Raw genomic sequence first — 26,772 nt, forward strand, 5'->3', positions numbered from 1 at the left:
CCCCGTGTCCGAATGGACACGGGGCGCAACGTTGTTCCAGGGCCGTCAGCGGACCACCGCTCGGTCGACCAGACCGGCGTAGATCTCGCCGAGCGACTCGCCGGCGGCCTCCACCGCCATCGGCAGCAGCGAGGTCTCGGTCAAGCCGGGCGACACGTTCACCTCCAGGAAGTGGACCGTGCCGTCCGCCGCCACGACCGCGTCCGTCCGCGACACGTCGCGCAGGCCCAGCAGCCGGTGCGCCGACACCGCCAGCTCCCCGACCGCCTGAGCCGTCTTGTCGTCCAGCCGCGCCGGCGCGTGGAAGTCGGTCAGGCCCGCGGTGTACCGGGCGGTGTAGTCGTACACGCCGCTCTCCGGCACGATCTCCACCGGCGGCAGGGCGTAGGGGCCGTCCGGGCCGTCCACCACCGCGACGGCAACCTCGACACCCTCCACGTACCGCTCGGCCAACACCGTGTCGCCGTAGGCGAGGCAGCCGACCATCGCGGCGGGCAGCTCGGCGGCGGCCCGCACCACCCGGGCGCCCAGCGCCGACCCGCCCTGGTCGGGCTTGAGCATCAGCGGCAGCCCGAGCCGGTCGACCATCGCGTCCAGCACGGGCTGCGCGCCCAGCTCCCGGAACGTCGCGTGCGGCAGCACGGCCCACTCCGGCGTGGCCAGTCCCGCGCGGGCCAGCTCGCCCTTGGCGGTCGGCTTGTCCCACGCCCGTCGGCACGCGCGCGAGTCCGTGCCGACGAACGGCACGCCCAGCAGCTCCAGGATCGTCTGCACCGACCCGTTCTCGCCCTCGCCGCCGTGCAGCGCCACCACCACGGCGTCCGGCCGGTGCTCCTTCAGCCGCGTGAGCAACCGCGCGTCGGCGTCCCACTCCTCCACGACCAGGCCGACCGAGCGCAGGGCCGCGGAGAGCCTGCGACCAGACCGCAGGGACACCTCCCGCTCGTGCGAAAGGCCACCGGACAGCACTGCGACCCAGCGGTTGGACAACGTCTCTTCTCCTGATCAGGCGGTGTCGGGCGAGGGGGTCTGGGGACCCTGGACGGCCCGGCCCGGGGTCGGGCCGAACGTCTCGCGCAGCTCCATCTCGTCCTTGATGACGTTCGCCAGCCGCCGGACGCCCTCGCGGATGCGCTCGGGGGTCGGGTAGCAGTACGAGATGCGGAGCTGGCGGCTGCCCAGGCCGTCGGCGTAGAAGCCGGTGCCCGACGCGTACGCGACGCGCTGGGTGACGGCCCGGGGCAGCATGGCCTTGGTGTCGACGCCCTCGGGCACGGTGACCCACACGTAGAACCCGCCGGTGGGCTTGTTCCACGTGGAACCAACCGGCATGTGCTGCTCCAACGCGGAGATCGCCGCGTCGCGCCGCTCCCGGTAGGCCTCGCGGTAGGTCTTGACCTGGCCCTTCCAGTCGTGCGTGGCCAGGTAGCGCGACACGATCAGCTGGTTCAGCGTGGGCGGGCACAGCGTGGCCGACTCGGCCGCGAGCACCAGCTTCTCGCGCACGGCGTGCGGCGCGAGCACCCAGCCGACCCGCAGGCCGGCGGCGAAGGTCTTGGAGAACGAGCCGAGGTAGACCACGTTGTCCGGGTCGGTCGACCGCAGCGCCGGGTAGGTGACGCCGTCGAAGCCGAGCAGGCCGTACGGGTTGTCCTCGACCACCAGGATGCCGTGCGAGCGGCAGATCTCCAGGACCTCGGCCCGGCGCTGGACGGCGAGCGTCACGCCGGCCGGGTTGTGGAAGTTCGGGATCGTGTAGAGGAACTTGATGCGCCGACCGGTCCGCTCGACCGCCGCGACGGCCTCGCGCAGGTTCTCGGGCACGAGGCCGTCCGCGTCCATGGCCACGTGCACGACCTGCGCCTGGTAGGCGGCGAACGAGCCGAGCGCGCCCACGTACGACGGGCCCTCGGCCAGCACCACGTCACCCGGGTCGCAGAAGATGCGGGTGACCATGTCCAGGCCCATCTGGGAGCCCACGGTGACCACGACGTCGTCCGGGTGGGCGTTGATGCCCTCCAGGGCCATGACGTCGCAGATCTGCTCCCGCAGCTCGGGCACGCCGTGCGCGCTGCCGTACTGGAGGGCGACGAGGCCGTCGGTGGCGATCAGGTCGCCGACCTCGGCGCTCAGCGAGTCGAGCGGGAGCGCTGCCAGGTGGGGCATCCCCCCCGCCAGGGACACCACCTCTGGCCGGCTCGCCACCGCGAACAACGCCCGGATCTCCGATGCCGTCATGCCCGCCGTCCGCGCCGCGTACCGGCGCAGGTGGGGGTCGAGGCTTCTGGCTCCCTGCTTCGGGGGCTGTCCGGGTAGGTTCACGGGGAACTCCGTTGGGTGGATTTACCGGCGGGTATGTTCCCGCCCGAGTGTAACGGCCGTCCCGTTCGGGGCATCTGCCTTCCCGCCCGGGGTCACATCCCCATATCCTCTTGGTGGGTCGTGTTCAGTGGCTGGAGGTCTGGGTGTCACGTCGTGTCGCGGGCGTCACCTTGGACAACCTGGAACACCTGTCCAAGCACAGCCGGACGTGCGTGTTCTGGGAGTTGGCGCCCCACCTGAAGGAGCAGGCCGAGGAGTTCGGGGACACCGAGTTCGAGAAGGAGGCCTGGGTCTCCAGCGTCCTGCTCGAATGGGGCTCGTGCGGTCGGATCATCTACTGCGACGGGATTCCCGCCGGCTCGGTGTTCTACGCGCCCCCCGCGGCCGTGCCCAGGTCGCTCGCCTTCCCCACCTCCCCCGCCAGCCCCGACGCGGTGCTGATGACCGGCCTGGAGGTGCTGCCCGAGTTCCGCGGCGGCGGCCTCGGCCGGGTGCTGGTGCAGAACGTGGCCAAGGACCTGACCCGGCGCGGCGTGAAGGCGATCGAGGCGTTCGGCGACAACCGGCCCGAAGAGGGCCAGAACTGCGTGACGCCCGCCGACTTCCTGCTCCAGGTGGGCTTCAAGACCGTGCGGCCCCACCCCCGCTGGCCGCGGTTGCGGCTGGAGCTGCGCAGCGCGTCCTCCTGGAAGGAAGACGTCGAGGCGGCGCTGGAGCGGCTGCTCAACTCCGTGACGGTGTCGACCGCCGAGCCGAGCTTCCGCACGGCCTGAGGACCCGGTCCACCCGCGCCTGCGCGAGGAGGACGGGCGAGCCGCGCCCCCGGCCCGGCAGCCGGCACCCGGTCGGCCGGGGAACCGCGTCGGTCGGGCTCGCGGTGCTGTCCGACCCACCTGGCGGACGTCGCGCCGCCGCGCCCTCAATAAGATCGACTTCCGTGGACACCGGGGCGGAGATCCAGCGCGAAGTGCTCGCGGAGGTCGAGGGGCGGCGCGACTTCCAGCGGATCCGGCGGATGCTGGCGGACTGGCAGGACCGGGGCGTCCCGGCCGAGCGCCTGGCCGACGAGCTGACCGACCTCATGCTGGACCTGAGGGCCCAGAACCGGGCGGACGACGAGGACGCCGTCGGCCACGTCCTCGACACCCTCAGCGGCTGGTGAGCGCCGCGGGGCGGCTACCGGGTGGCCTGAGGGTGCCCGGGGCGTCAGGCGGCCCCTGAGGGGCCACTACGGGCCCGGCTCGCCCACCGGGGCGAGCCGGGAGGGTTCAGCGGACCTGGCCGAACGCCACCTCGTGCCGCACCAGGTCGTCCAGGGTGAACGTGCCCGTGGGCTGGTCGTCCTTGCCCAGCAGGTACAGCCGCTTCACCGCGACCAGGATGCCCTCGGCCACCACGTCCCGGAACGACGGGTTCGCCAGCCGCTGCCGGTCGCCCGCGTTGGTCAGGTAGCCGACCTCGATGCGGACCGCCGTGCACCGGGTCATCCGCAGCATGTCCCACGTCTTGGGGTGCGTGCCGCAGTCCGGCAGCCCGGTCCGGGCCACGATCTCGCGCTGGATGAACCCGGCCAGCGCCTCGCCGACGGTGGACGTGGTGCCCGCGCCGGTGGTGCCGAAGTGGAAGGTCGCCACGCCGGACGCCAGGGGCGAGTGGTTGGCGTCGGCGTGCAGCGACAGGATGAGGTCGGCGCCCGCCTCGTTGGCGAACCGGGCCCGCTCGCCCTCGTCGGGGTTGTTGCGCGCACCCCGCGTGAGCAGGGCCTCCATGCCGGTGGCGGCCATCTTGCCCTCCAGCAGCCTGGCCAGGTCCAGCACCAGGTCCGCCTCCGACACGCCGTCGACCACGACACCGCGGTCCTCGCCGCCGTGGCCCGGGTCGATGATGATGCGCTTGCCCGACAGCCTGGGCCCGGCCCGCCGGACCCGCTCCTGCTCGCGCAGGAACACCGGCCGGCCGCCGCGCACCTTGGGCTGGAGCTGGCGCAGCGCGCGCACGGTGTCCGGCCCGCACATGCCGTCGGAGACGAGGCCGTAGTCGCGCTGGAAGTTCTTCAGGGCCTGCTCGGTCTGCTGGCCGAACTCGCCGTTCGGGCGACCCGCGTCGTAGCCCAGCTCCAGCAGCCGTTCCTGGAGGGCGAGCACGTCGTCACCGGTCACCGGCTGCGCCATCAGGAACGCGAGCGGTCGGTCGCCGAGGCGGTAGGTCGCGTCGCGCAGCGCGCGGTAGGTGGCCGAGCCGACGATGCCGTCGGTGATGAGACCCCGCTGCTGCTGGAACGCTCGCACGGCGTGCTCGACCGGGAGGTCGAACACCTGCGACGGCTGCGGATCGGACAACAGGCCGAGCTTGGTCAGCGTGGCCCTGACCTCGGCGACGTCCGGTCCGAAATCCCCGCGGCGGAGTAGCGGCATGCACCCCTCGCTCAACTAGGCGCCGACGAGCGGTCGACGCGGAACTTGACGCCTCATTGTGCCTTGCTCCACCGCTGCCCACTCGCGGGGCTACTGCGTGTGGTTGTTGCTCCACGAGCGAGTGGCCCGTCCCCCTTCTGAAGAAGACGGACGGGCCACTCGTTCAGGTTGCTCTCAGAGCACGTCGGCCAGGTCGTTGAGCAGCGCGGCCTTCGGCTTGGCGCCCACGATCTGCTTCACCGGCTGGCCACCCTTGAACAGGATCATGGTGGGCACCGACATGATCTGGTAGTCGCGGGCGATCGACGGGTTGGCGTCGATGTCGAGCTTCGCCACGGTGATCTTCTCGGCGTGCTCGGCGGCGATCTCCTCCAGGACCGGGGCGACCATCTTGCACGGGCCGCACCAGGTCGCCCAGAAGTCGACCAGAACTGGCTTCTCGCTGGTCAGGACGTCTTCGGTGAACGTCTGCGCGGACGTGACCACGGTGGAGCCTGCCATCTTCGTGTTCTCCTCTTGGGCGTGGGGTTCAGCTGGTGGAGACGGGTTCGCCGTAGCCGCCGCCGACGTGCTCGGCGGTGACCGCGGCCTCCGCCTCACCGTGCTCGGCGAGCCAGCGCTCCGCGTCGATCGCGGCGGAGCAGCCCGAGCCGGCGGCGGTGATCGCCTGGCGGTAGGTGCGGTCGACGAGGTCGCCCGCGGCGAACACGCCGTCCACGTTCGTGGCAGTCGTGCGGCCCTGGACCTGGACGTAGCCCTCGCCGTCCAACTCGACCTGGCCCTTGACCAGGGAGCTGCGCGGGTCGTGGCCGATGGCGACGAAGAACCCGGTGAACGGGTGCTCGGCCACCTCGCCGGTCCGGGTGTCGCGGACCTTCAGGCCGGACACCGAGTTCTCGCCCAGCACCTCGACGACCTCGGCGTTGAGCAGCCACTTGATCTTCTCGTTCGCCCGCGCGCGCTCCAGCATGATCTTGGAGGCGCGGAACTCCTCGCGGCGGTGGACGATCGTCACCGACCGGGCGAACTTGGTGAGGAAGGTGGCCTCCTCCATCGCCGAGTCGCCGCCGCCGGCCACGACGACGTCCTGGTCGCGGAAGAAGAAGCCGTCGCAGGTGGCGCACGCCGACACGCCGCGGCCGAGCAGCTCCTGCTCACCGGGCACGTTCAGGTAGCGGGCCGCCGCGCCCATGGCCAGCACGACCGCGCGCGCCGCGTAGCGCTTGCCGTTCGCCGTGACGTGCTTGACCGGGCCGTCCAGCTCCAGCCCCTCGACGTCCTCGGCGCGCAGCTCGGCGCCGAAGCGCTTGGCCTGCTCGCGCATCTGCTCCATGAGGTCGGGGCCCATGATGCCGTCGCGGAAGCCCGGGTAGTTCTCGACCTCGGTGGTGGTCATCAGCGCGCCGCCGTACTGCGAGCCCTCGAACACCAGCGGTTCGAGCTGGGCGCGCGCCGCGTAGACCGCCGCGGTGTACCCGGCGGGCCCCGATCCGACGATGATCAGGTTCCGAACGTCCGACACCCTCGACCTCCGTAAGTCGTCCCCGGACCGGGGCCACCCGGTCCGGCTCTTCGCTCAACGGATCGTAGGGCGCGGTAATTCCGCCCCGGTCGGGTGAGCTGGACTACGGCTCGATGGTGCTGTTGGCGAGCACCCCGTCGGGGTTGTCCGGCCCGCACGTGTCGGGGTCGAGGACCACGATCCGGTACGCGCCGGGCGCGCCGCCGGGCAGGATCGCCATCACGGCCGGCCTCTCGTCCAGCGTGATGGGGCTGACGCCGAGCGGCTTGCCCGCGGTGATGCCCGCGCCCGCCAGGCACCCGGCCAGCTGGTCCTGGTTCTCCAGCGGGCCGTAGTTCTGGGCCTTGAGCACGTCGCCGAACACCGGCCCGAAGTTCTCGCCCCGCACCGCCAGCCGCTGGTCGCCCGGCGAGCCGCTGGCGGTGACCGGCGTGTTCGAGGGCGTCGACCCGGCCACGTTGTCGGTGGCGCTGTTGTTCCCCGGCACCGTCACCAGGGCGATGCCGACCGCCGCGGCGGCCGCCACCAGGATGCCCGCGCCCATGCCCAGGCGCTTGTTGCGCTTGGCGCGGGCCGCGGCGAGGTCGACCACCGGCGCGACCGGGCGGGCCTGCCCGGCGGACGCGCGGGCCTCCCGGGCGAGCGCCGCGTCGATCCGCTCGGCCACCTCGCGCGGCATCGGGATCGGGGGCGCTTCGCGCAGGTCACGCAGGTCGTCGAGGGTCGCGTCGAGCGCGGCCAGGACCTCCCTGGCCTCGGGGTCCTCCGCCACCAACGGGCGCAGTTCGGCTTCGGTTCTCGGGTCCAGCACCCCGGCGTGCAGGTCGGCCAGCAGGTCGACGGACCACGGCGGCCCCGAACGCCGCGCATTGCCGGTCATCGTTCCTCCCACTGACGTCCCTGTTGCACCTGCACATCGTTTCCTGGGACGTTCGCATCTGCACCCTGGTTCCGGAGGTGCCCCAGAACTTTGGCCAGCTTCGCCCGCCCGCGGGCGCAGCGGGACTTCACCGTGCCCTCCGCGATGCCCAGCATCCGGGCGGTCTCCGCCACCGAGTACCCCTCCACGTCGACCAGCACGATCGGGGCGCGTTGTTCCTCCGGCAGCTCGTTCAGGGCGTCCCGCACGATCAGCCGGGTCTCCCGCTCCGCCATCGCGTCGCGCGGCGAGACCGGCTCGCCGGGCCCTGCCTCGGGCAGCGGCACGGTGGGCTTGGTCTGCCGCCTGCGCATCCGGTCGAGGCAGGCGTTCACCACTATTCGGTGGAGCCAGGTGGTGACCTGCGACTCGGCCCGGAAGCTGCCCGCGGCCCGGAAGGCGGAGATGAACGCCTCCTGCAACGCGTCGGCCGCTTCCTCGGGGTCGCGCAACGTGCGCAGGGCGACGGCCCACATGCGGTCCCGGTGCCGGCGCACCAGCTCCGAGAAGGCGTGCGGGTCACCGGCGGCGTGCGCCGCGATCAGGGCTGCGTCCGAGCTGGCTGCGGCGGTCACGCGGAAGAGGGTATCGGTGAGGTCCGACACCAGGGCGGTCACCCGTGCGGTGGGGTGCGCTCTCGCCGGCGGGACCGATGTGCGAGGGGTGGGACGTTCCCACTAGTGGGAACGTCCCACCCCTCGCGAACGGGTCCGGGGACCGGGTCCTACTGGGCCCGCGTGTAGACCAGCTCGGCGACCTCCGACTTGTTGTTCCGCCCGCTGCCCGCCAGCTTCGTCACCCACACGAGGACGTACTGGGTCGGGTCGTGGTCGTTCAGCTGGATCTGGGTCTGCCCCGACGACAGGGTCGCGGTCCCGATGACCCTCGTCTCCTCCAGCGGCGCGTTCTGCGCGCCGGCCGCCCGGATCTCCACCACCGTGCCCTCGCTGGGCGAGGTGACCGTGATCGACGCCAGCTTCACCGGCTCGGCGAAGCCCGCCATCAGCCCGACACCCGGCTTGAGCGCCGGGAACGGCTGGAGGTAGTTCTCGGTCTGCCACACCGTGGTCGGGTTGCCGTCGACGGCGCGGCTGGCCCGGTTGGCGTTGTCCGGCTGGTTGGTCACGTCGTACACGCCCACGGACCCGGGCTGCACGGGACCCGCCGGCTGCGGCGCGGGGGGCGCGGGCTGGCCGCTCTGCCCCGGCTCGTTCGACTGGCCGATCACCACGGTCGGCCCGCCGCCGCCGGTCGGCTCGTCGCTGAAGAAGCTCACGATCTGGAAGCTCAGCCAGGCGATCACGCCGAGCGTGGCCGCGGCCAGCACGGCCACGCTGATCGCCAGCTTGCGCTTCTGCTCCTTGCCGCGCAGCGGCCGCTGCGTGGTCCACACCGCGCCGTCGTCCGCCTCGTCGCCCTCGGGCACCCGGTTGATCAGCGCGGTCTGCGCCTCCGACGACGAGATCTGGTCGAGCACCTGGAGGATCGCCGCGCTGGTCCGGATGCCGCCGACGCTGGTGTCCTCCAGGCTGCGCACCGCGACCGACGACAGCTCGTGCGGCACGTACGGGCGAATCGCGCTCGGCGCGAGCACCGACCCGTCGGGCCCGGTCGGCGCGACCGGCACGCCCTCGGGGCCGCCCGGCAGCGCCCACTTGCCGGTGAGCAGCAGGTACAGGATCGCGCCGAGGCCCTTCACGTCGTCGCGCGCGATCGCGTCCGGTCGCGGCCCGGGGAACGCCAGCCGCAGCCTGCCGTCCGGTGTCACCCGGATGCGCTGCGGGTGGTCCGCGCCCAGCACCAGGCCCGCGTGGTGCGCGCCCTCGATCGCCGCGCCGAGCGGTTCCAGCAGCCTGGTCGCCGCGCCCGCCTGGAGCGGGCCCTTGGTGATCAGCTCCACCAGGGCCGAGCCCCGGGTCCACTCGGCGACGACGATGCCGAGGATGCCGTCCCCGAGCTGGAGACCGGCGCCGGGCGTCAGCACGTCGATCACCCGGGCGACGCCGGGGTGGGTGAAGCTGGCCGCGTGCATCGCGCGCTCGGTGATCCGCTTGGCCCGCGCCACCGCGGCGTGGTCGGCCGGGTCGCCCACCAGGACCGTCAGCGCCACGTCCCGGTTGAGCTGACCGTCGCGCGCCCGCCACAGGTGCGCGTCGCACCGGCGGTCCGCGCCGGACGACTCCAGCAGCCGGTAGCGGCCGCCGCCGATCACCCCGCCGGGGACCAGCGGGGTGTTCTGGATGGGGCCGCTGCTCACGGCCCCGAGCGTACGGGAACCGGGCGCGCCGCAACGGTCACCGGCGACCCACCAAACGACTGATCTTGTCCAGGGCGGGCTTCACCTCGGGCACCCTGAACAGCGCCAGCAGCGCGAAACTCAGCGGCAGGCCGACGACGCCCTGGATCACGAGCTCCACCCAAGCGCCCGCCACGCGGGATTCGATTCCCAGTCCTTGGACGGCCAGCCAGGCGAGGCCGGTGGCCGCGCCGAACGCGATCGCCGACGCCACGACCGTGAGGCAGAGGGTCCACGCCGTGTAGCCGGTGCGCAGCCTGCCCAGCCGCACCCGCAGCCACACCTGGCCCACCAGCGCACCCACCACGAAGCTCAGCGACATCGCGACCGACACGCCGACGGCCAGCTTGTCCGGCGGCGAGAACTCCAGGAACGCGTACAGCAGCGCGATCCGCGCCACCACGATGACGCCCTGGATGACCGTCGGCGTCCGGGCGTCCTTCAACGCGTAGAACACGCGCAGCTGGAGCAGCGTGATCGCGTACGGGACCAGGCCGAACGCCGACAGCGCCAGCGCCGTGCCGATCGCCTCGCCGCCCGCGACGCCCGACTCGCCGTGCGCGAACACCGCCAGGCCGATCGACACGCCCGACACCGTCAGCAGCGCGCTGAACGGCATCAGCAGGATCGCCGACATCCGGTTGCCGAACGACAGGTCGCCGACCAGCGCGCCCGTGTCGTTCGCCGCCGCCGCGCGGCTCATCCGCGGCATCAGCGCGGTCAGCAGCGACACGCCCAGCACGCCGTAAGGCACCTGGGCGATCAGCCACTGCATGTTGTAGACGGTGATCGCGCCCTTGTCGTTCGTCGCGACGCGGGTCAGCACCACCATGCTCACGAAACCCAGCGCCACGTACAGCAGCACCCAGAACGCCAGCCCGCCGAACTCGGCCAGCCTGCGGTCCCACCCCCAGCGCCAGCGGAACCGGAACCCGGTCCGCCGCATCGCGGGCACCAGGACCAGCGCCTGGAGCGCCACGCCCGCCATCGTGCCCAGGCCCAGGACCAGCAGCTTCGGCTGCCCCATCTCGACCGGGTCGAGCGAGATCTCGCCCGGCATCGCCCAGTAGGCGGCCAGCGTGACGATCACCACGACGTTGTTCAGCACCGGCGCCCAGGTGGGCAGGCCGAACACGTGCCGGGTGTTGAGGATCGCGCCCAGCAGCGCGGACAGGCCGTAGAACACGATGCCCGGCAGCACCAGGTAGGCGAACGCCGTGACCAGCGCCGGGTTGGCGTCCGACGCGGGGTCGATGAACAGCGCGGTCAGCAGCGGCGCGCAGGCGATCGCGATCACGGTGCCGACGCCCAGCACCACCGCCGCCATGGTGATCAGCCACTGCGCGTACGACTCGCCGCCGTCGCCGTCCTCCTTCTCGGCGCGCACCAGCAGCGGGATGGCCACGCTGGTCAGCACGCCGCCCAGGAGCAGCTCGTTGATCATCGTGGGCAGCGTGGTGGCGACCTGGTAGGAGTCGTTGAGCACGTTGATGCCGACGACCGAGACCAGCAGCAGCTTGGACAGCAGTCCCGAGGCGCGGCTGACGATCGTGGCGATGGCCATGGAGCCGCCGGCACGTGCCAGCGACGGTGCGTCCTGCTGCTGTTCCTGCTGGGTCACCGTTGTTCCGCTCAACTCGCGCTCGACTTCTCCGGCGTGACGCCACTGGCGTCGTCGGGCACCCGCACGGAGGCCGCCCGCGCCGCCCGCACCCGCCGGTAGATGCGCCGGGCGGACAGCAGGACCAGCGCGGCGCCCGCCAAGCCGGTGATGACGACCGTGATCGTCCCGTACACCGAGGACGACACCTCCAGCCGGGCCCGTTCACCCAGCTCGACACCGCTGACCGTGAGCAGCCGGACGTGCACCGGGAACCGCCCGGACCGCTGCACCTCGACCTGCACCGGCACCAGTCGGTCGCCGCGCGCGGGCAGCTCGTAGACCTGCTCGTCCCGGGCCTCGATGCCCGGCGTGTCCTCGACCACCACCCGCACGGTCACCCGCACGTCCAGCCGGTTCTTCACCGACAGCGGGATCGGGCTGTCCCCCGAGCCGAGCAGGATCGGGCTGTTCGGCTCGGTGACCGTGACCTGGCTCAGCAGGCCGTCGACCTGCTCGCGGCCGACGGCCAGCGCGGCGCGCGCGCCCGCCTCGTCGCCGCGCCACGCCCCGGACACCGCGCGCAGCAGGTGCAGCCGCAGCGGGTCGACCAGGTCGGCGGGCTCGGCCGAGGCCGCGTCCTGCTGGCTCATCGAGTCGGCCAGCAGCCGCACCTGGTCCCACGACGCGGCCACCTCGGTCGTCACCGCGGGCGGCACCTCGCGGGCGCCCGACTCGACCGGGTAGCTGAGCGCGGCCGCCTGCTCCGGCAGGCCCGCGAGCAGCGCGCTCAGCCCCACCGGCGTGGCGAAACCGCTGCCGACCAGCGACTCCGTGGTGCGGATGAGGGTCTCCACCTCGCCGGTCGGCGCGTTCCACCGGCGCGGCGGCGCGAGCACCACGTGCTGCCCGGCGCCCTGGAACGCGGTGCGGAAGGTCAGCGCGGCCAGCGCGTTCTGCACCGACACCGGGCGCGTCTCGGTCGGCGTGGTCACGCCCGCCACCGGCCGGGCCGTGGCCGGCGCCCGGAGCGCGTCGGACACCATCCCGTCGATGCGCACGGCCTTGACCGGCTCGCCCTCGCCGACGTTGTCGGTGGTCCCCTCGACGGAGCCGTCGTCGGCGCCGTCGCCCGTGCCGCGGCCCGCGTCGAGCCGGACCGGCCCGGTGCCGGGCGTGCCCGCCACCGCCGACTGGTCGAGCACCAGCGACGTGACGCCGCCCGCGACCAGGTCGCCCAGGGTCTGCTGGTCGAGCACGCCGTCCTCGGGCCAGGTCAGGCCCTCGGTGGGCTGCACCTCCAGCACCTCGCGCACGACCTCGGCGCCGTCCAGCGCCAGCAGGCCCAGGTCGGTGAGCCGGGCGCGGGACAGCGCGACCACGTCGGCGCCCGCGTCCGGCAGGGCGATCACGCACCGGCCGCTCGCCGACAGCTTCAGCTGCGACAGCCACAGCTCGGCCTCGCCCTCGCCGCGGCCCTCGCCCCGGCCTCGCACCTGGTAGCCCTCCGCCATCGCGGCGACCGTGCGCAGCAGGTCCGGGTCGACGGCCAGGCACACGCCCTGCCCCAGCGGGCCGTTCAGCGCCGTCTGGTAGGCCTTGAGCAGGCCCCACAGGCGGCCGCCCATGGCGATGGAGGCGGCCAGCTCGTCGTCGGTGAGCACGGTCGGGTTCGTGCCGGCGATCCGCGGCCGGTCGGCCAGCGGCCACAGCACGGTGACCCTGGCCGGGTCCGCGGGCGGGGCGGGCGCCGTGCCGCCGGGCACCGACAGGACCGGCAGCAGCGTGCTCAGCGCGGCCAGCCGGGCCCGGCCGCCGAAGTCGGGGGTGCCGTTGATGTTGGCCAGGATCGGGTAGATGCCGGGCTCCTCCACCTGGAGCGAGGTCCGGCCCGCGCCGCGCAGCGGCACGGTCAGCTCGAACGGCTTGGACTCGTCCCGCTCCAGGCGGTCCGCGATCCGCGTGAACGAGGGCTGCACGTACTCCGCGTCGGCGGGCTCCCGCAGCGCCTCGCGGACCTCGGCCTCGTCGGTCAGCGCCTCGCCGCGCTCCAGGCGCAGCTCGATGTCCTCGATGAACCGGTCGCCGATGTTGACGACCTTGCCCCGGATGGTGATCGACCCCGTGCCCGCCGTGACCACCCGCGGGGTCAGCTCCTCGACGTCCAGGCGCAGGTAGACCTGCGACTGCTGACCGGGTTGACCGGCCATCGCGCGGGTGGCCCACACCTGGGTCGCGGGCGCGGGCCGGACGGGCAGCCGCCCCTCCTGGGGCGCCGCGTGCGCGGGGGAGGTGACCATGACCAACCCGGCCACCGCGAGTGCGGCCAGCAGCCGTTTCACGCCGACTCCGCTCCGTCCGTCCGGTACCCGGTCGCTCGGTACCCCGTGTTCTGGAACCCGGTGCCGTCGTACCGGGTCTTGTCGTGCTCGGAGATCAGCTCGGCGGCGCGGCGCACCAGCCGGCGCTCGTCCGCGTAGGCGAGCCGCTCGTCCAGTTCGCCAAGGGGCACCCACGCCACCTCGGTGACCTCCACGTCTTCGTCGGACAGCTCACCGCCCAGCGCCTCCAGCAGGAAGTGGTGGACGGTCTTGTGCACCCGCCGGTCCTCGGCGACGAACCAGTAGTCGATCGAGCCGAGCGGTCGGAGCACCCTGCTATGAATACCGGTCTCCTCGGCGACCTCGCGCACCGCGGTCTGCTCAGCGGTCTCACCGGCCTCGATGTGGCCCTTCGGCAGCGACCACAGGAGGCGCCCGCGCCGGTCCAGCCGACCGATGACGGCGGCCGCGCGCCGCTCGAAGTCCAGCACCAGCCCGCCCGCCGAGGTCTCGTCGACGGTCTTCAGCCGACGACCCCGGCGCCGGTTCCGGCGCCTCGGCTTGGGACCGCCGGAGCGACCGGACGACTGGGGCATGGTCCCGATCGTAATGCGGACCAGCGATTACAGGGCGTGGCGGTCGCGTTGCGCGGTGTGAGACAGGTCCGGCGCGACCACCCGCGGGCGCGGAGCAGACGCCGGAAGTCGCGCGCCGCGACGGCTGCGGCCCGCGACAGCGCGACCAGCGCCCCCTGAACTCGTTCGGGCCGGGATCGCGCGCCCAGTACCCTGGCTCCCCGTGTCCGGACCGAACGTTCCCACCGCACCGAGCCCGACCGGGCAGGACAATGCCGTGGTGGAACAGCTGAGCGCCTCGCCCGTCGTCGAAGAGCTGGCCGCCCGCTTCGACGCGGCAGGTCACCGCCTCTACCTGGTCGGCGGCAGCGTGCGGGACGCCGTGCTCGGCCGCCTGTCCGGCGACCTCGACTTCACCACCGACGCCCGGCCCGACCGGATCACCGCCCTGCTCAAGGGCTGGGCCGACGCCACCTGGGACACCGGCATCGCGTTCGGCACGGTCGGCGCGACCAAGCGCGGCCAGACCGTCGAGATCACCACGTTCCGCGCCGACGCCTACGACGGCGTCAGCCGCAACCCCGAGGTGACCTTCGGCGACACCATCGAGGGCGACCTGGTCCGCCGCGACTTCACCGTCAACGCCATGGCGTACGACGTGGTCGACCGCGTGCTCATCGACCCGACCGACGGCCGGGGCGCGCTGCGCGACCGCGTCCTGGACACGCCGGCCACCCCGCAGGAGTCGTTCTCCGACGACCCGCTGCGGATGCTGCGCGCCGCCCGCTTCGTCTCCCAGCTGGGCTTCCGCCTGGCGCCGCGCGTCCGCGAGGCCATGACCGCCATGTCCGCCGAGCTGGGCCGCATCACCGCCGAGCGCGTCCAGGCCGAGCTGTCCAAGCTGCTCACCGGCGACCACCCGCGCGCGGGCGTCGAGGTCGTGGTCGACACCGGGCTCGCGGACGTGGTGCTGCCCGAGCTGCCCGCCATGCGGCTGGAGATCGACGAGCACCACCAGCACAAGGACGTCTACCACCACTCCCTGGTGGTCCTGGAGCAGGCCGTCGACCTGGAGGACGGGCCCGAACCGGACCTGGTGCTGCGCCTCGCGGCCCTGCTGCACGACGTCGGCAAGCCGGACACGCGGCGGTTCGAGGAGGGCGGCGGGGTGTCGTTCCACCACCACGAGGTGGTCGGCGCGAAGATGGCCCGCAAGCGTTTGCGCGCCCTCAAGTACTCCAAGGAGATCACCGAGGACGTCACCCAGCTCGTGTACCTCCACCTGCGCTTCCACGGCTACGGCACGGGCGAGTGGACCGACTCCGCGGTGCGCCGGTACGTGACCGACGCGGGCCCGCTGCTGTCGCGCCTGCACAAGCTCGTCCGGGCCGACTGCACCACCCGCAACAAGCGCAAGGCCAACGCCCTCCAGCGCACCTACGACGACCTGGAGCGCCGCATCGAGCGGATCGCCGCCGAGGAGGACCTCAAGCGCGTCCGGCCCGACCTGGACGGCAACGAGATCATGCGGCTGCTCGGCCTCCCGCCCGGCCCGCTGGTCGGCAGGGCGTGGAAGTTCCTCAAGGAACTGCGCCTCGACCGGGGGCCGCTCGACCACGACGAGGCCGTCGCGGAACTGCTCGCGTGGGCCCGAGCGGAGGGCGTGGAGCCGCCAACCGGTTGCCCGGAGTGACCTATCCGGGTCTTTTCCCTTGGCTAGTGACAGCCCGTTGCGACACCATGACTGTGTGCGTCAGACACGCACTGGGGGTGGTGTCGCATGAACGCTTGGGGATTGTCCGAGGGGGGCGCCCGGGTGCAGGGGTTGGAGACGTTGACCGATCGGCAACGGGCGGTGCTGCGGTGCCTGGCCCGTGGCCTGGCCGATCACGAGATAGCCCGGGTGCTGGCGATCAGCCAGATCCAGGTGGGGGTGGTGGTGACCGAGATCCTGAGAGTGCTGAACCTGCGCGACCGGATGGCCGCGGTGGTCTACGCGCACGAGACGGGCATGATCCGTTTGCCGCTGCCGCGGTAATTCGGCCGCTGCTTCGCGGGCGGCGCCGAGGTCGCGGGGGTCAGCGCAGGGATCGGCTGTCCGGTGACGGCGCGCGCTTGGCCAGCAGCAGGTAGCCGACGAGGCCCAGCAGGTAGGCCGCCGTCGCGGCGACCACCAGGCCGGTCGACCGGCCGTCCAGGGGCACCACGGTCGCCGCGGCGGTGACGGCCGCCACCTGCATGACGTTGAACAGCGTGTCGTACAGGGCGAACACCCGGCCGCGGACCTCGTCGCCGATGTCGCCCTGCACGGCCGCGTCCACGCACAGCTTCACGACCTGGCCCGCGAAGGTGAGCAGGAACGACGCGGCCAGCGTGGTCGGCAGCAGCATCGGCAGGCCCAGGCCCAGCTGGGTGACCGCGGCCAGCAGCAGCGCGGCGCACACCGCGCCGCGCCGGCCCAACAGGTCCACCACGCGGTCGGTGACCAGTCCCGCGAGCAGGATGCCCGCGCCACCCGCGACGGCGACCTCGCCCAGCCCGGCCAGGCCCGCCTTGAACGGGCCGAAGTCGGTGAAGGTGTGGCGCATCAGCAGCAGCGTGAGCAGCAGCGACGCGCCGAACGCGGCCCGGTGCGCCAGCAGCGCGAGCAGCGCCGCCGCCACGCTCGGCGTCCGCCAGACCGCCCGCGCGCCGTCCAGCAGGCCCCTGGCCACCGCGGTGGCCGTGCGGCTGGGTTCGACCACCTGGTCGGGGCCGAGGGCGGCGGGCCGGAAGCGCGCCGCCAGCCACGCCGCCAGCAGCGAGCCCACCAGGGCGACCGCCGTGGTCGACGCCGAACCGCCGTCGCCCGCCCCGAGCAGCCCGCGCAGCGCGACCGCGCAGCCCGCGCCCGCCACGGCGGCCAGCGCGCCGAGCGTGGCGGCGAACGCGTTGGCCTCGACCAGGTGGTCCGCGTCGACCACGTGCGGCAGGGACGCGGACAGGCCCGACCCGACGAACCGGCTCACGCCGGTGACCAGCAGCGCGGACGCGTACAGCGGCACGCCGTCCAGCCCGAGGGCGACGGCGACGGCGGTGAGCACGACGAACAGGCCGCGGGTGAGGTTCGCCGCCACCAGCACCCGGCGGCGGTCCCACCGGTCGAGCAGGGCGCCCGCGAACGGGCCGACCACCGAGTACGGGAGCAGCAGCACGGCGAACCCGGCGGCCACGGCGAGCGGGTCGGCGTGGCGCTCGGGGTTGAACAGCACCGCGCCCGCGAGACCGGCCTGGAACAGGCCGTCGCCCCACTGGGCCGCCAGCCGGGAGGCCAGCAGCCTGCGGAAATCCGCTACGGCGAGGAGTTTCCGGATGCCGAGGTGGTGCTGTGCCGCAGTGGTCCCGGCGGTGGTCACGAGCTTGAGCCTATGCCTCTCGTCGCCTGGTCCCGGTGAACCGCGGGCGCGGGCCCGCCGAACCCCGGGGCGGTCGGTGGCGCACGACTGCCGGTGACGACCACGAAGGCCGGACCCTCGCGGGTCCGGCCCCCCTGGCGCCAGGCGCCCGGTCGCCTCTCGGCGCTTCGCGCTACGCGGCTCCAGCCGGACGGTATTCCGCGGAGGCGGTTTTGAGTGGGCCCGGGGGACTCGATGGCGCCTGGCAGGTCGTACAACGACAACGGTAACCCGGAATGTTCCCCGCCGAGTGCGTCGCCGCCCATCTGGGATCATGCAACCCGTGCGCCCTGATGTCGACGTCGAACCGGGTTCCCTGCTGGTCGCGGCACCGAGCCTGACCGACTCGAACTTCCGCCGCACGGTGGTCTACATCATCGACCACCGGGAAGGCGGGACGCTCGGTGTCGTGCTGAACCGCCCCAGCGAGGTGGCGGTCCACGACGTGCTGCCCGCGTGGGGACCCCACGTGACCAGGCCCCAGGCCGTCTACATCGGCGGCCCGGTGCAGCAGAAGACGGCGCTGTGCCTCGCGGCGATGCGCACCGGCGAGAACACGGGTTCACTCGAAGGTGTGGTTGGCGTGCACGGCCCGGTGGCGCTGGTCGACCTGGACGCGGACCCGGACGCCCTCGCCCCGAAGGTGCGCGGCCTGCGCGTGTTCGTCGGCTACTCGGGCTGGGGCGAGGGCCAGCTCGCGGGCGAGATCTCCCGCGGCGACTGGATCGTGGTCAAGGGCCTGCCGGACGACGTCCTCACCCCGCCCAGCGTCGACCTCTGGGGCCGCGTCCTCCGCCGCCAGGGCCTGCCCAACGCCCTCCTGGCCACCTTCCCCACCGACATCCGCCGCAACTGACCCGCGCGAGTCGTACGCCCAGACCCCGCGAGTCGTACCTCCAGACCTCGCGAGTCGTACGTTCAGGACCCCCGAGTTCAACACTCAGGACCCGAACGAGGGTTCCTGAACGTAGAACTCGGGGGTCCTGGAGGTACGACACGGTCGACCTGGGCGCACGACTCGCGCGTTTGCGGGAGGGAAGGGGAGGGCGGTCAGGCTCGGGTCAGCACGCCGCACGCGCCGGCGCACGCGCACCCGCCGCACCCGTCGGCCGGCTCCGGCTCGGGCAGCGCCGCCGCCGCCCGGTGGCCGACGAGACCGCCCGCCACCGCCACCGCCACGCCGCCGAGCAGGCCGATCAGGCTCACGACCAGCGCGATCGCCGTCGTCGGGGCGAACAGCACGACCGCGCCGCACACCAGCGCCACCGCGCCCGCGCCCACGTTCGGCACCCCGGCGACCCGGTTGGCCAGCGCGAACGCCTCGTCGTCGCGCAGCGCGGCCTTCGTGCGCACGCCGACGAAGGGGTTGCGGCGCAGCCGCCCGCGCAGGCCGAGGGCGCCGACCGCGGCGAAGGCGACACCGACCAGACCCAGCACCACAGCCAGCAGGATGTTCACGCTGACGAGGGTAGGCCGCGCCACCGCGCCCACCCGAGCCGACCCGGGCGTGAGGTTCGTTGCAGTTCGCTTGCGCCGCGCTGATACCGTGGAGGCATGAGCAAGGCCCGCCTGCTCCTTATCTAGCCGCGCAGACCTCGCAGGGCCAGGTCGGCGCGGCAACCCCTCATGCCCGAGCAGGGCTGAGGGGTTTCGTCATGTCAGGGGCAGGTACTGATGGAGAGGGACATCCCGATGAGCACCGACGCGGCGGACGAGAAGCCCGCCTTCCGCTACACCGCCGAGCTGGCGGGCGAGATCGAGCAGCGGTGGCAGCAGCGCTGGGAGGAGCAGGGCACCTTCCACGCGCCGAACCCGGTCGGTCCGCTCCGGGGCGAGGTGCCCGCGGACAAGCTGTTCGTGCAGGACATGTTCCCCTACCCGTCCGGCGCCGGCCTGCACGTGGGTCACCCGCTGGGCTTCATCGGCACGGACGTCTTCGCCCGGTACCACCGGATGAACGGCCGCAACGTGCTGCACACGATGGGCTTCGACGCCTTCGGGCTGCCCGCCGAGCAGTACGCCGTGCAGACCGGCCAGCACCCGCGCAAGACCACCGAGGACAACATCCAGACCTACCTGCGGCAGATCCGCAGGCTGGGCCTGGGCCACGACGAGCGCCGCCGCATCTCCACGATCGACCCGGCGTACTACAAGTGGACCCAGTGGATCTTCCTGCAGATCTTCAACTCCTGGTACGACCCGCAGCGCGGCAAGGCCCGGCCGATCGCCGAGCTGGTGGCCGAGTTCGAGTCGGGCGACCGGGAGACCGGCGGCGAGCCGTGGGCCGACATGACCGGCACCGAGCGGCAGGCGCTGCTGGGCCGGTACCGCCTGGCCTACCTGTCCGAGGCGCCGGTCAACTGGTGCCCCGGCCTGGGCACCGTGCTGGCGAACGAGGAGGTCACCGCGGACGGCCGCAGCGAGCGCGGCAACTTCCCGGTGTTCCGCCGCAACCTGCGCCAGTGGATGATGCGGATCACCGCCTACTCCGACCGCCTGATCGACGACCTGGACCGGCTGGACTGGCCGGAGAAGGTCAAGTCGATGCAGCGGAACTGGATCGGCCGCTCCCACGGCGCGCGCGTCAGGTTCGCGGTCGAGGTCCCGGGCGAGGGCCCGGTCGACGTCGAGGTCTTCACCACCCGCCCCGACACGCTGTTCGGCGCCACCTACGTGGTGCTGGCCCCGGAGCACCCGCTGGTGGACGTCATCACGGCGCCCGACCAGGCGGGGGCGATCGAGGCCTACCGGCGCGAGGTGTCCCGCAAGTCCGAGCTGGACCGGCAGGAGAACAAGGACAAGACCGGCGTCTTCACCGGCGCCCACGCCACCAACCCGGTCAACGGCGCCCAGCTGCCGGTGTACGTCGCGGACTACGTGCTGATGGGCTACGGCACCGGCGCGATCATGGCGGTGCCCGGCCAGGACCAGCGCGACTGGGACTTCGCCAAGACCTTCGACCTGCCGATCATCCGCACCGTGCGACCGCCGGACGACTTCGACGGCGAGGCCTTCACCGGCCAGGGCCCGGCGGTCAACTCCGGCTTCCTGGACGGCCTGGGCGTCGACGAGGCGAAGAAGAAGGTCGTCGCCTGGCTGGAGGAGCGGGGCCGCGGCGAGGGCACCGTGCAGTTCAAGCTGCGCGACTGGCTGTTCTCCCGGCAGCGGTACTGGGGCGAGCCGTTCCCGATCGTCTACGACGAGGACGGCGCGCCGGTCGCGGTGCCGGAGTCGATGCTGCCGATCGAGCTGCCGGAGGTGGACGACTACTCGCCGCGCACGTTCGACCCGGACGACGCGAACTCCGAGCCGTCGCCACCGCTGTCGCGCGCCGAGGACTGGGTGACCGTCGAGCTGGACCTGGGCGACGGCCCGAAGCGGTACCGCCGCGAGACCAACACCATGCCCAACTGGGCGGGTTCGTGCTGGTACCAGCTGCGGTACGTGGACCCGACCGAGGCCGAGCGGTTCGTCAACGCCGAGAACGAGCGGTACTGGCTGGGTCCGCGCACCGCCGAGCACGGCGCGAGCGACCCGGGCGGCGTCGACCTGTACATCGGCGGCGTGGAGCACGCGGTGCTGCACCTGCTGTACGCGCGGTTCTGGCAGAAGGTGCTGTTCGACCTGGGCCACGTGTCCGGTGACGAGCCGTACCGGCGGCTGTTCAACCAGGGCTACGTCGAGGCGTACGCCTACACCGACGCGCGCGGCGCCTACGTGCCCGCCGAGCAGGTGGAGGAGCGCGAGGGCAAGTACTTCTTCGGCGACGAGGAGGTCAGGCGCGAGTACGGCAAGATGGGCAAGAGCCTGAAGAACGTCGTCACGCCGGACGAGATGTGCGCCAAGTACGGCGCGGACACGTTCCGGCTGTACGAGATGTCGATGGGCCCGATGGACGTCTCGCGGCCGTGGGCGACGAAGGACGTCGTCGGCGCGCAGCGGTTCCTGCAACGGCTGTGGCGCAACCTGGTCGACGAGAACACGGGCGAGTCCCGCGTCACCGACGAGGAGCCGGGCGAGGAGGCGCTGCGCCTGCTGCACAAGACCATCGCGGGCGTGCACGACGACTACGCGAGCCTGCGCTACAACACGGCGGGCGCGAAGCTGATCGAGCTGAACAACCACGTCACCAAGCACTTCCCGGGTGGCGCGCCGCGCGCGCTGGCCGAGCCGCTGGCGCTGATGCTGGCCCCGCTGAGCCCGCACGTGGCGGAGGAGCTGTGGGCCAGGCTGGGCCACGGCGAGTCGCTGGCGCACGGCCCGTTCCCGACCGCGGCCGAGGAGTACCTGGTCGAGGACACCGTCGAGTACCCGATCCAGGTCAACGGCAAGGTGAAGGCCCGCGTGGTCGTCGCCGCGTCGGCGTCGCAGGACGAGGTCCGGGCGGCGGCGCTGGCCGAGGGCAAGGTGGCCGAGCTGCTGAACGGCGGCGAGCCGCGCAAGGTGATCGTGGTGCCCGGCCGGCTGGTGAACGTGGTGCTGTGAGGCAGTGGGTCGGGGGTGGGGCCGGCCGGGCCCGCCCCCGGCCTCACGGTCGGGGCAGCTGCGCGGCGACCTCGGCCAGGGCGTCGAGCAGCTCGGGGTCGACCGACCCGGCCGCCGGTTCCGCCTCGGCGATGGCGATCGTGGTGTCCCGGATCTCCGACCAGTAGTGGGCGGCGGTGAACGACACCTCGGCCATGCCGGTCAGCGTGGTGCTGAGCGGTCGCACGTCGCCCGAGCCCGGCGCGCCGATCACCCGGTCGAACTGCCGCGCCTGGTTGCGGCCCGGGAAGGTCACCCAGGCCACCGACACCACCGAGGCGTTGCCCGCCCCGTCGCCCACGGCCAGCAGCAGCCGGTCGAGCGCCGTGCACGGGTGACGCGCGAAGAAGTCCTTGACCTGGCCGAACGAGTTCTCCAGGCAGCTCGGCTCCTGCTTGAGCGCCTGCTTCTCCACGCGCACGCCCAGGTGCCGCATCGCGCCCTCGGCGTCGCCGCCGCGGGCCGACCGCTTGGCGTCCCACTTGAGCACGCCGATGCTGGTCACGGGCGCGACGCCACCGGCGCCGCCCGCGCCCGAGTTGAGCGCGGCGCCACCTGCCCCGCCTGCCCCGGCGAGGACGACGAGCACCGCGGCGACTAAGGCAACCCCTCCGCCGCCGGATCCCTTGTTCGAGCCCACGATGATCCCGCCCCGGGGTCGCCATGTCGTTCGGACGCCCCATGCAACCCCGTTCCCCGCGGTCTGGTTGCGCCCGAACGTGGAAAAGCGCTCGAACGGACCAGCAGGTGTGCCGGGAAGTCGCAGCTCACGGTTGCGGAGGGAGACCCATGTCACCCAACAGGTCGGCCAGCATGGAGTCGAACAGGGGTTCCGGATTGGCCACCGCGAACGGGAAGCGACCGAACACCTCCAGGGCGACGTGCCCGTACAGGCGCACCCAGGACTGGGCGATCCGGTGGACCGCGCCGAGCGTCAGCACGCCCTCGTCCACCTCGACGCCCTGCTCGTGCACGGTGGCCGCCAGGACCTGCCGGAACGCCGCCAGGTCGGCGTGCAGCTCGGCGGGGACGTCCCCGGTGACCTCCGCGGCCAGCGGGTGCGCCGCGATGAGCTTCCCGGCGACCTGGAGGAACACCCGGCCGAACTGGTCGCCCACCTGGCCCGCGGCGTCGGCGTCGCAGGACCCGATCTTCGCCTCGGTCGACGCGAAGACCAGCGCGAACTCCTGCGGGTGGCCCAGCGCCCAGCGCCGGAAGCCCCGGCACACCGCGTAGACCTGCGCGGCCACGTCGTCCTCGGGCAGGCCGTCCAGGCCGGCGTCCAGCTCGCCGGCGAGGTCGGTGCAGATGTCGTCGGCGAGCTTGAGCAGCAGGTCCTCGCGCGAGTCGTAGTACCGGTACAGCGCCGGTGCGGTGATGCCGAGTTCCCGGGCGATGGCACGCAGCGTCACCGCGTCCCGCCCGCGTTCCACGAGCAGTGCGCGGGCCTGGCGGCGGATGTCGCGCTCGGTCTCCGCGCGTAGTCGTTCTCGACGGGTGGCCTCGGTCATATGTCACCTGATCGGGTTGTAAACGGTGTTCACCGGGGTATAGCTTCCAGGCCTGTTCAGTGAACGGTGTTTACGGAGTTCACGCCAGTCACGCAACGTTAGCCCATCAGCCTGGGAGGACGCGTGTTCGCGAAGTGGGGATCGCTGGCGTACCGCCGCCGGTGGGCGGTGCTGATCTCGACGGCGCTGCTCGCCGTCGGCGGCGGCACCTGGGGCCTGGGGGTGTTCGACAAGCTCGGCCAAGGCGGCTACGAGGCCCCGGACAGCGAGGCCGCGCGGGCCAACCACGTCGCCCAGGAGGCGTTCGGCCGCCAGGGCGGTGACGTGCTCGTGGTCTACGGCACCGCGGACCCCGCGCGGCTCGGGCAGATCGGCGCGCGGCTCGCCGAGCTGCCCGACGACGCCGTGCTCAGGGCGCAGCCGCCGATCCCGTCGCCCAACGGCGACAAGTCGCTCGCCGTGATCACGCTCCGCTCCGGCGACTCGAACGAGCAGGTCAAGCAGTACGAGCGGATCTCCGGGCAGCTCGCGGTCGACGGCGTCGACAGCCACGTCGGCGGCCTCGTGCCGACGCAGAAGGCGATCAACGACATGTCCGCCTCCGACCTCACCAAGGCCGAGGCCGTGTCGCTGCCGATCGTCCTGCTGCTGCTCGTGGTCATCTTCGGCGGCCTGGTCGCCGCCTCGCTGCCGGTGCTGGTCGGCGGCCTGTCGATCCTCGGCTCGCTCGGCGTGCTGCACGCGGTCTCCTACGGCGCGGACGTCAACTCGTTCGCGGTCAACGTGGCCAGCCTGCTCGGCCTCGGCATGGCCATCGACTACGGCCTCTTCATGGTCGGCCGGTTCCGCGAGGAGCTGGCCGCCGGCCGCGCCACGCCCGACGCCGTCCGCCGCACGGTCATGTCCGCCGGCCGCACCGTGCTGTTCTCCGCGACCCTGCTGGTGATCGCCCTGGCCGGCCTGCTGCTGTTCCCGCACGGCTTCCTGAAGTCGCTCAGCTACGGCGGCATGTCCGCGGTCGCCATCGCCGCCCTGGTCTCGCTGACCCTGCTGCCCGCGCTGCTGGGCGTGCTCGGCCACCGCGTGGACAAGCTCGCCCTGCCGTGGCGCAAGGACAAGGCGCCGTCCGAGGCCGGGTGGCGGCGGCTGGCGGGCCGCGTGATGAAGCGCCCGGTGCTGTTCGCGCTGCCGATCGTGGTGGTGCTGCTCGCGCTCGGCGCGCCGTTCCTGAACGTCAAGTTCGGCGAGGTCACCGAGAAGGTGCTGCCCGAGGGCAACCCGGTGCGCGTCGCCGCCGAGAGCATCAACACCGACTTCGCCGCGCTGTCCAACTCCGGGCTGAAGCTCGTGATCACCGGCGACCCGGCGGCGGCCGACGTGCAGCGGTTCGCGGCCGAGGTGGGCGCGGTGCCCGGGGTGGGCGAGGCGCAGCCCGCCGCCGAACCGGCCAACGGCACGTGGCTGCTCAACGCGGGACTGGAGCAGGACGCGCTGAGCGACGCGTCCAAGCAGGCGCTGCGGGACGTGCGGGCGCTCGACGGGCCCGGCGACGAGGTGCTGGTCGGCGGCAGCACGGCGATGGTCTCCGACAGCCTCGACGCGATCGCCGACAGGCTGCCGTGGATGGTCGTGCTGCTCGTCGGCGCCACGTTCGTGCTGATGTTCCTCGCGTTCGGGTCCGTGCTGCTGCCGGTCAAGGCCGTGGTGATGAGCGCGCTCAGCCTGTCCGCCACGTTCGGCGTGCTGGTGTGGGTGTTCCAGGAGGGCCACGGCGCGTCGCTGCTCGGCGTGACGCCCGCCCCGCTGGAGTCCGGCATCGTGGTGCTCATGGCGGCCGTGGTGTTCGGCCTGTCCACCGACTACGAGGTGTTCCTGCTGTCCCGGATGGTCGAGGCGCGCGGGCGCGGCGCGTCCACCGAGGAGGCGGTGAGCGCGGGCCTGGCCAAGACCGGCCGGGTGATCACCGCGGCCGCGCTGCTGCTGATCGTGGTGACCGGCGCGTTCGCGTTCTCGCAGATCACCATGATGCGGTTCGTCGGCGTCGGCATGATCCTCGCCCTGGCGCTGGACGCCACCGTGGTGCGGGTGCTGCTCGTGCCCGCGGTGCTCAAGCTGCTCGGCGACGCCGCCTGGTGGGCGCCCGGACCGCTGCGGCGCGTCCAGGAGCGCATGGCGATCCACGACGACGTGCCGGCGGAGGACGGGGAGAAGGTGCCGCAACCCGCTTAGCCCACCTCGAAGGCGACGACCTCGGCACGCGAGCCGGGGCCGTCGCCGTCCAGGGCGCCGACCCGGAACGTCGCCAGCACCTCGTCGTCCGCGCTGTCCAGCACGGTCGTGGTGCCGCCGGTGGCGAGGAAGACGCGGCGGTCGCCCGGCGGGATGGCCAGCGACCTCGCCGCGAACGGCAGGTTCCTGGTGGTGCGGCTGACCGTGTCGACGACGGCGACGGACCGGTCGAGCGCGACGTAGACCCGCCTGCCGTCCGGGGTGACCGCGATGGCCCCCGCGCCCCGGCCGACCGGCGTCGACCACACCACGCGGGCGGTGCGCGGGTCGACCATCGACACCGTGCCGGTCCCCTCGCGCAGGTCCAGCGAGCTGACGTACAGGGCGTCGCCGCGCGGGCTGATCGCCACGTGCTGGGGCAGGCCGCCGACCTGGGCGGTGGCCTCCGGGGTCGCCGCCGCGGTGTCGAGCACGCGGACCGTGCCGTCCTGGGCGTTGGCCACGTACAGGTGACGCCCGTCCGGTGACACCGCGAGGCCGAGCGGCTGCCCGCCGACCTGGACGGCGGCGACCATGCGGAACGTCGCGGGGTCCACCACCGCGACGCTGCCGCTGCCGCTGACGTAGAGCCGCTCCCCGTCCGGGCGCAGCACCGCGTGCGCCAGCGGCGCGCCGGCGTGGATGCGGCCGACGACCTCGCCCGAGGCCGGGTCGACCGCGGTGATCGTGCCGGACCAGCCGTGGACGACGTAGACCCGCCGCCCGTCCCGGTCCACCGCCGCGCTGGTGGCCCGGCGCCCGGTGACCGCCGTGCCGACGACCGCGCCGTCGGAGGTGTCCAGGACCCGGAGCCCGCCCCCCTGCGTGACCACGTACGCGCGCGGTGCGGTGGTGTCCGCGACGGTGACGACGCGGGAGGGCGGTTGACCGGCGGAGAGCGCGGCGGTGAGCAGGAGGGCGGCGGTGCCGGTGGCAGCGGTGCGTCGTCGTCCCCACATGGTCGGATGGGAACACCGCCGCACACCCGGCCTCCACTCGGGAGACACGTGCAGGTGATATTTGCGCCGGTTCGAGTGGTCCACGGGCCTCGCGGGTGCGCTGCCGC

General features: G+C 72.9%; 23 protein-coding genes. 7 read left to right on the forward strand and 16 right to left on the reverse strand.

Features of this window, described 5'->3' with window-relative positions:
* Positions 1–45: 45 nt before the first annotated feature.
* Positions 46–990, reverse strand: a complete 945-nt coding sequence (locus ABD223_RS04015; protein WP_344034451.1) for a D-alanine--D-alanine ligase family protein — start codon at positions 988–990, stop codon at positions 46–48.
* Between the two features lie 15 nt (positions 991–1,005).
* Complete coding sequence (locus ABD223_RS04020; RefSeq protein ID WP_344034452.1) at positions 1,006–2,322, reverse strand: aminotransferase-like domain-containing protein; 1,317 nt, start codon at positions 2,320–2,322, stop codon at positions 1,006–1,008.
* A 143-nt stretch (positions 2,323–2,465) separates the two neighbouring features.
* Here ABD223_RS04020 and ABD223_RS04025 point away from each other — a divergent pair, with 143 nt between their 5' ends.
* Together ABD223_RS04025 and ABD223_RS04030 are read left to right on the forward strand one after the other, a co-directional pair.
* A complete protein-coding gene (locus tag ABD223_RS04025; RefSeq protein ID WP_344034453.1) occupies positions 2,466–3,095 on the forward strand; it encodes a GNAT family N-acetyltransferase in 630 nt (209 codons plus the stop codon).
* 164 nt (positions 3,096–3,259) lie between these two features.
* Positions 3,260–3,484 carry a hypothetical protein gene (locus ABD223_RS04030; RefSeq protein WP_344034454.1) on the forward strand — a complete coding sequence of 75 codons (225 nt, stop codon included), beginning with the start codon at positions 3,260–3,262 and terminating at the stop codon, positions 3,482–3,484.
* A 106-nt stretch (positions 3,485–3,590) separates the two neighbouring features.
* Here ABD223_RS04030 and ABD223_RS04035 read toward each other — a convergent pair whose 3' ends face one another.
* The 9 genes from ABD223_RS04035 to ABD223_RS04075 all read right to left on the reverse strand — a co-directional run bounded on the left by ABD223_RS04035 (position 3,591) and on the right by ABD223_RS04075 (position 13,990).
* Positions 3,591–4,736, reverse strand: a complete 1,146-nt coding sequence (locus tag ABD223_RS04035; RefSeq protein ID WP_344034455.1) for an N-acetylmuramoyl-L-alanine amidase — start codon at positions 4,734–4,736, stop codon at positions 3,591–3,593.
* Between the two features lie 174 nt (positions 4,737–4,910).
* A complete protein-coding gene (gene trxA, locus ABD223_RS04040; protein ID WP_344034456.1) occupies positions 4,911–5,237 on the reverse strand; it encodes a thioredoxin in 327 nt (108 codons plus the stop codon).
* Positions 5,238–5,265: 28 nt separating this feature from the next.
* Entirely contained in the window at positions 5,266–6,258 is a 993-nt protein-coding gene (gene trxB / locus ABD223_RS04045) for a thioredoxin-disulfide reductase (RefSeq protein ID WP_344034457.1), read from the reverse strand.
* 103 nt (positions 6,259–6,361) lie between these two features.
* Positions 6,362–7,138, reverse strand: coding sequence for an anti-sigma factor family protein (locus ABD223_RS04050; protein ID WP_344034458.1), 777 nt, complete (start codon positions 7,136–7,138; stop codon positions 6,362–6,364).
* Positions 7,135–7,752 (reverse strand): RNA polymerase sigma factor SigM, encoded by a 618-nt coding sequence (sigM, locus tag ABD223_RS04055; protein ID WP_344034459.1) that lies wholly within the window; start codon positions 7,750–7,752, stop codon positions 7,135–7,137. Before sigM ends, ABD223_RS04050 begins: the two co-directional genes overlap by 4 nt.
* 149 nt (positions 7,753–7,901) lie before the next feature.
* Entirely contained in the window at positions 7,902–9,434 is a 1,533-nt protein-coding gene (locus tag ABD223_RS04060) for a protein kinase family protein (RefSeq protein WP_344034460.1), read from the reverse strand.
* 37 nt (positions 9,435–9,471) lie between these two features.
* Positions 9,472–11,094: a murein biosynthesis integral membrane protein MurJ gene (murJ, locus tag ABD223_RS04065; RefSeq protein WP_344034461.1), complete on the reverse strand. Its 1,623-nt coding sequence runs from the start codon at positions 11,092–11,094 to the stop codon at positions 9,472–9,474.
* A gap of 11 nt (positions 11,095–11,105) precedes the next feature.
* Positions 11,106–13,415, reverse strand: coding sequence for a DUF6049 family protein (locus ABD223_RS04070; protein WP_344034462.1), 2,310 nt, complete (start codon positions 13,413–13,415; stop codon positions 11,106–11,108).
* Positions 13,412–13,990, reverse strand: a complete 579-nt coding sequence (locus ABD223_RS04075) for an NUDIX hydrolase (protein ID WP_344034463.1) — start codon at positions 13,988–13,990, stop codon at positions 13,412–13,414. The genes ABD223_RS04070 and ABD223_RS04075 overlap by 4 nt, the downstream gene beginning before the upstream one ends.
* A 202-nt stretch (positions 13,991–14,192) precedes the next feature.
* Here ABD223_RS04075 and ABD223_RS04080 point away from each other — a divergent pair, with 202 nt between their 5' ends.
* Together ABD223_RS04080 and ABD223_RS04085 are read left to right on the forward strand one after the other, a co-directional pair.
* Entirely contained in the window at positions 14,193–15,662 is a 1,470-nt protein-coding gene (locus ABD223_RS04080) for a CCA tRNA nucleotidyltransferase (RefSeq protein WP_344034464.1), read from the forward strand.
* 87 nt (positions 15,663–15,749) lie between these two features.
* The gene (locus ABD223_RS04085) at positions 15,750–16,007 is read left to right on the forward strand and encodes a helix-turn-helix domain-containing protein (protein ID WP_344034465.1); all 258 of its coding nucleotides are present in this window, start codon (positions 15,750–15,752) and stop codon (positions 16,005–16,007) included.
* Between the two features lie 40 nt (positions 16,008–16,047).
* Here the strand turns inward: ABD223_RS04085 and ABD223_RS04090 are convergent, their stop codons facing one another.
* Complete coding sequence (locus tag ABD223_RS04090; RefSeq protein WP_344034466.1) at positions 16,048–17,364, reverse strand: MFS transporter; 1,317 nt, start codon at positions 17,362–17,364, stop codon at positions 16,048–16,050.
* A 313-nt stretch (positions 17,365–17,677) separates the two neighbouring features.
* On the opposite strand from ABD223_RS04090, the gene ABD223_RS04095 reads away from it, so the two are divergent.
* Positions 17,678–18,259: a YqgE/AlgH family protein gene (locus tag ABD223_RS04095; protein WP_344034467.1), complete on the forward strand. Its 582-nt coding sequence runs from the start codon at positions 17,678–17,680 to the stop codon at positions 18,257–18,259.
* 194 nt (positions 18,260–18,453) lie between these two features.
* On the opposite strand, the gene ABD223_RS04100 is transcribed toward ABD223_RS04095, so the two are convergent.
* Complete coding sequence (locus tag ABD223_RS04100; RefSeq protein WP_344034468.1) at positions 18,454–18,861, reverse strand: SdpI family protein; 408 nt, start codon at positions 18,859–18,861, stop codon at positions 18,454–18,456.
* 234 nt (positions 18,862–19,095) lie between these two features.
* Here ABD223_RS04100 and leuS point away from each other — a divergent pair, with 234 nt between their 5' ends.
* Entirely contained in the window at positions 19,096–21,888 is a 2,793-nt protein-coding gene (gene leuS, locus ABD223_RS04105; RefSeq protein WP_344034469.1) for a leucine--tRNA ligase, read from the forward strand.
* 43 nt (positions 21,889–21,931) lie between these two features.
* Here leuS and ABD223_RS04110 read toward each other — a convergent pair whose 3' ends face one another.
* Positions 21,932–22,516: a hypothetical protein gene (locus ABD223_RS04110; protein WP_344034470.1), complete on the reverse strand. Its 585-nt coding sequence runs from the start codon at positions 22,514–22,516 to the stop codon at positions 21,932–21,934.
* A gap of 178 nt (positions 22,517–22,694) precedes the next feature.
* Positions 22,695–23,438, reverse strand: coding sequence for a TetR/AcrR family transcriptional regulator (locus tag ABD223_RS04115; protein ID WP_344034471.1), 744 nt, complete (start codon positions 23,436–23,438; stop codon positions 22,695–22,697).
* A gap of 123 nt (positions 23,439–23,561) precedes the next feature.
* Between ABD223_RS04115 and ABD223_RS04120 the strand changes: the two genes are divergently transcribed.
* On the forward strand, positions 23,562–25,667 hold the full coding sequence (locus ABD223_RS04120; RefSeq protein ID WP_344034472.1) for an MMPL family transporter: 2,106 nt from the start codon (positions 23,562–23,564) through the stop codon (positions 25,665–25,667).
* On the opposite strand, the gene ABD223_RS04125 is transcribed toward ABD223_RS04120, so the two are convergent.
* Positions 25,664–26,665, reverse strand: a complete 1,002-nt coding sequence (locus ABD223_RS04125) for a cytochrome D1 domain-containing protein (RefSeq protein WP_344034473.1) — start codon at positions 26,663–26,665, stop codon at positions 25,664–25,666. The two genes, ABD223_RS04120 and ABD223_RS04125, sit on opposite strands and share 4 nt — an antisense overlap.
* Positions 26,666–26,772: the final 107 nt, after the last annotated feature.

The sequence above is a fragment of the Saccharothrix xinjiangensis genome, assembly GCF_039527585.1.
GTDB classification, from domain to species: domain Bacteria; phylum Actinomycetota; class Actinomycetes; order Mycobacteriales; family Pseudonocardiaceae; genus Actinosynnema; species Actinosynnema xinjiangensis.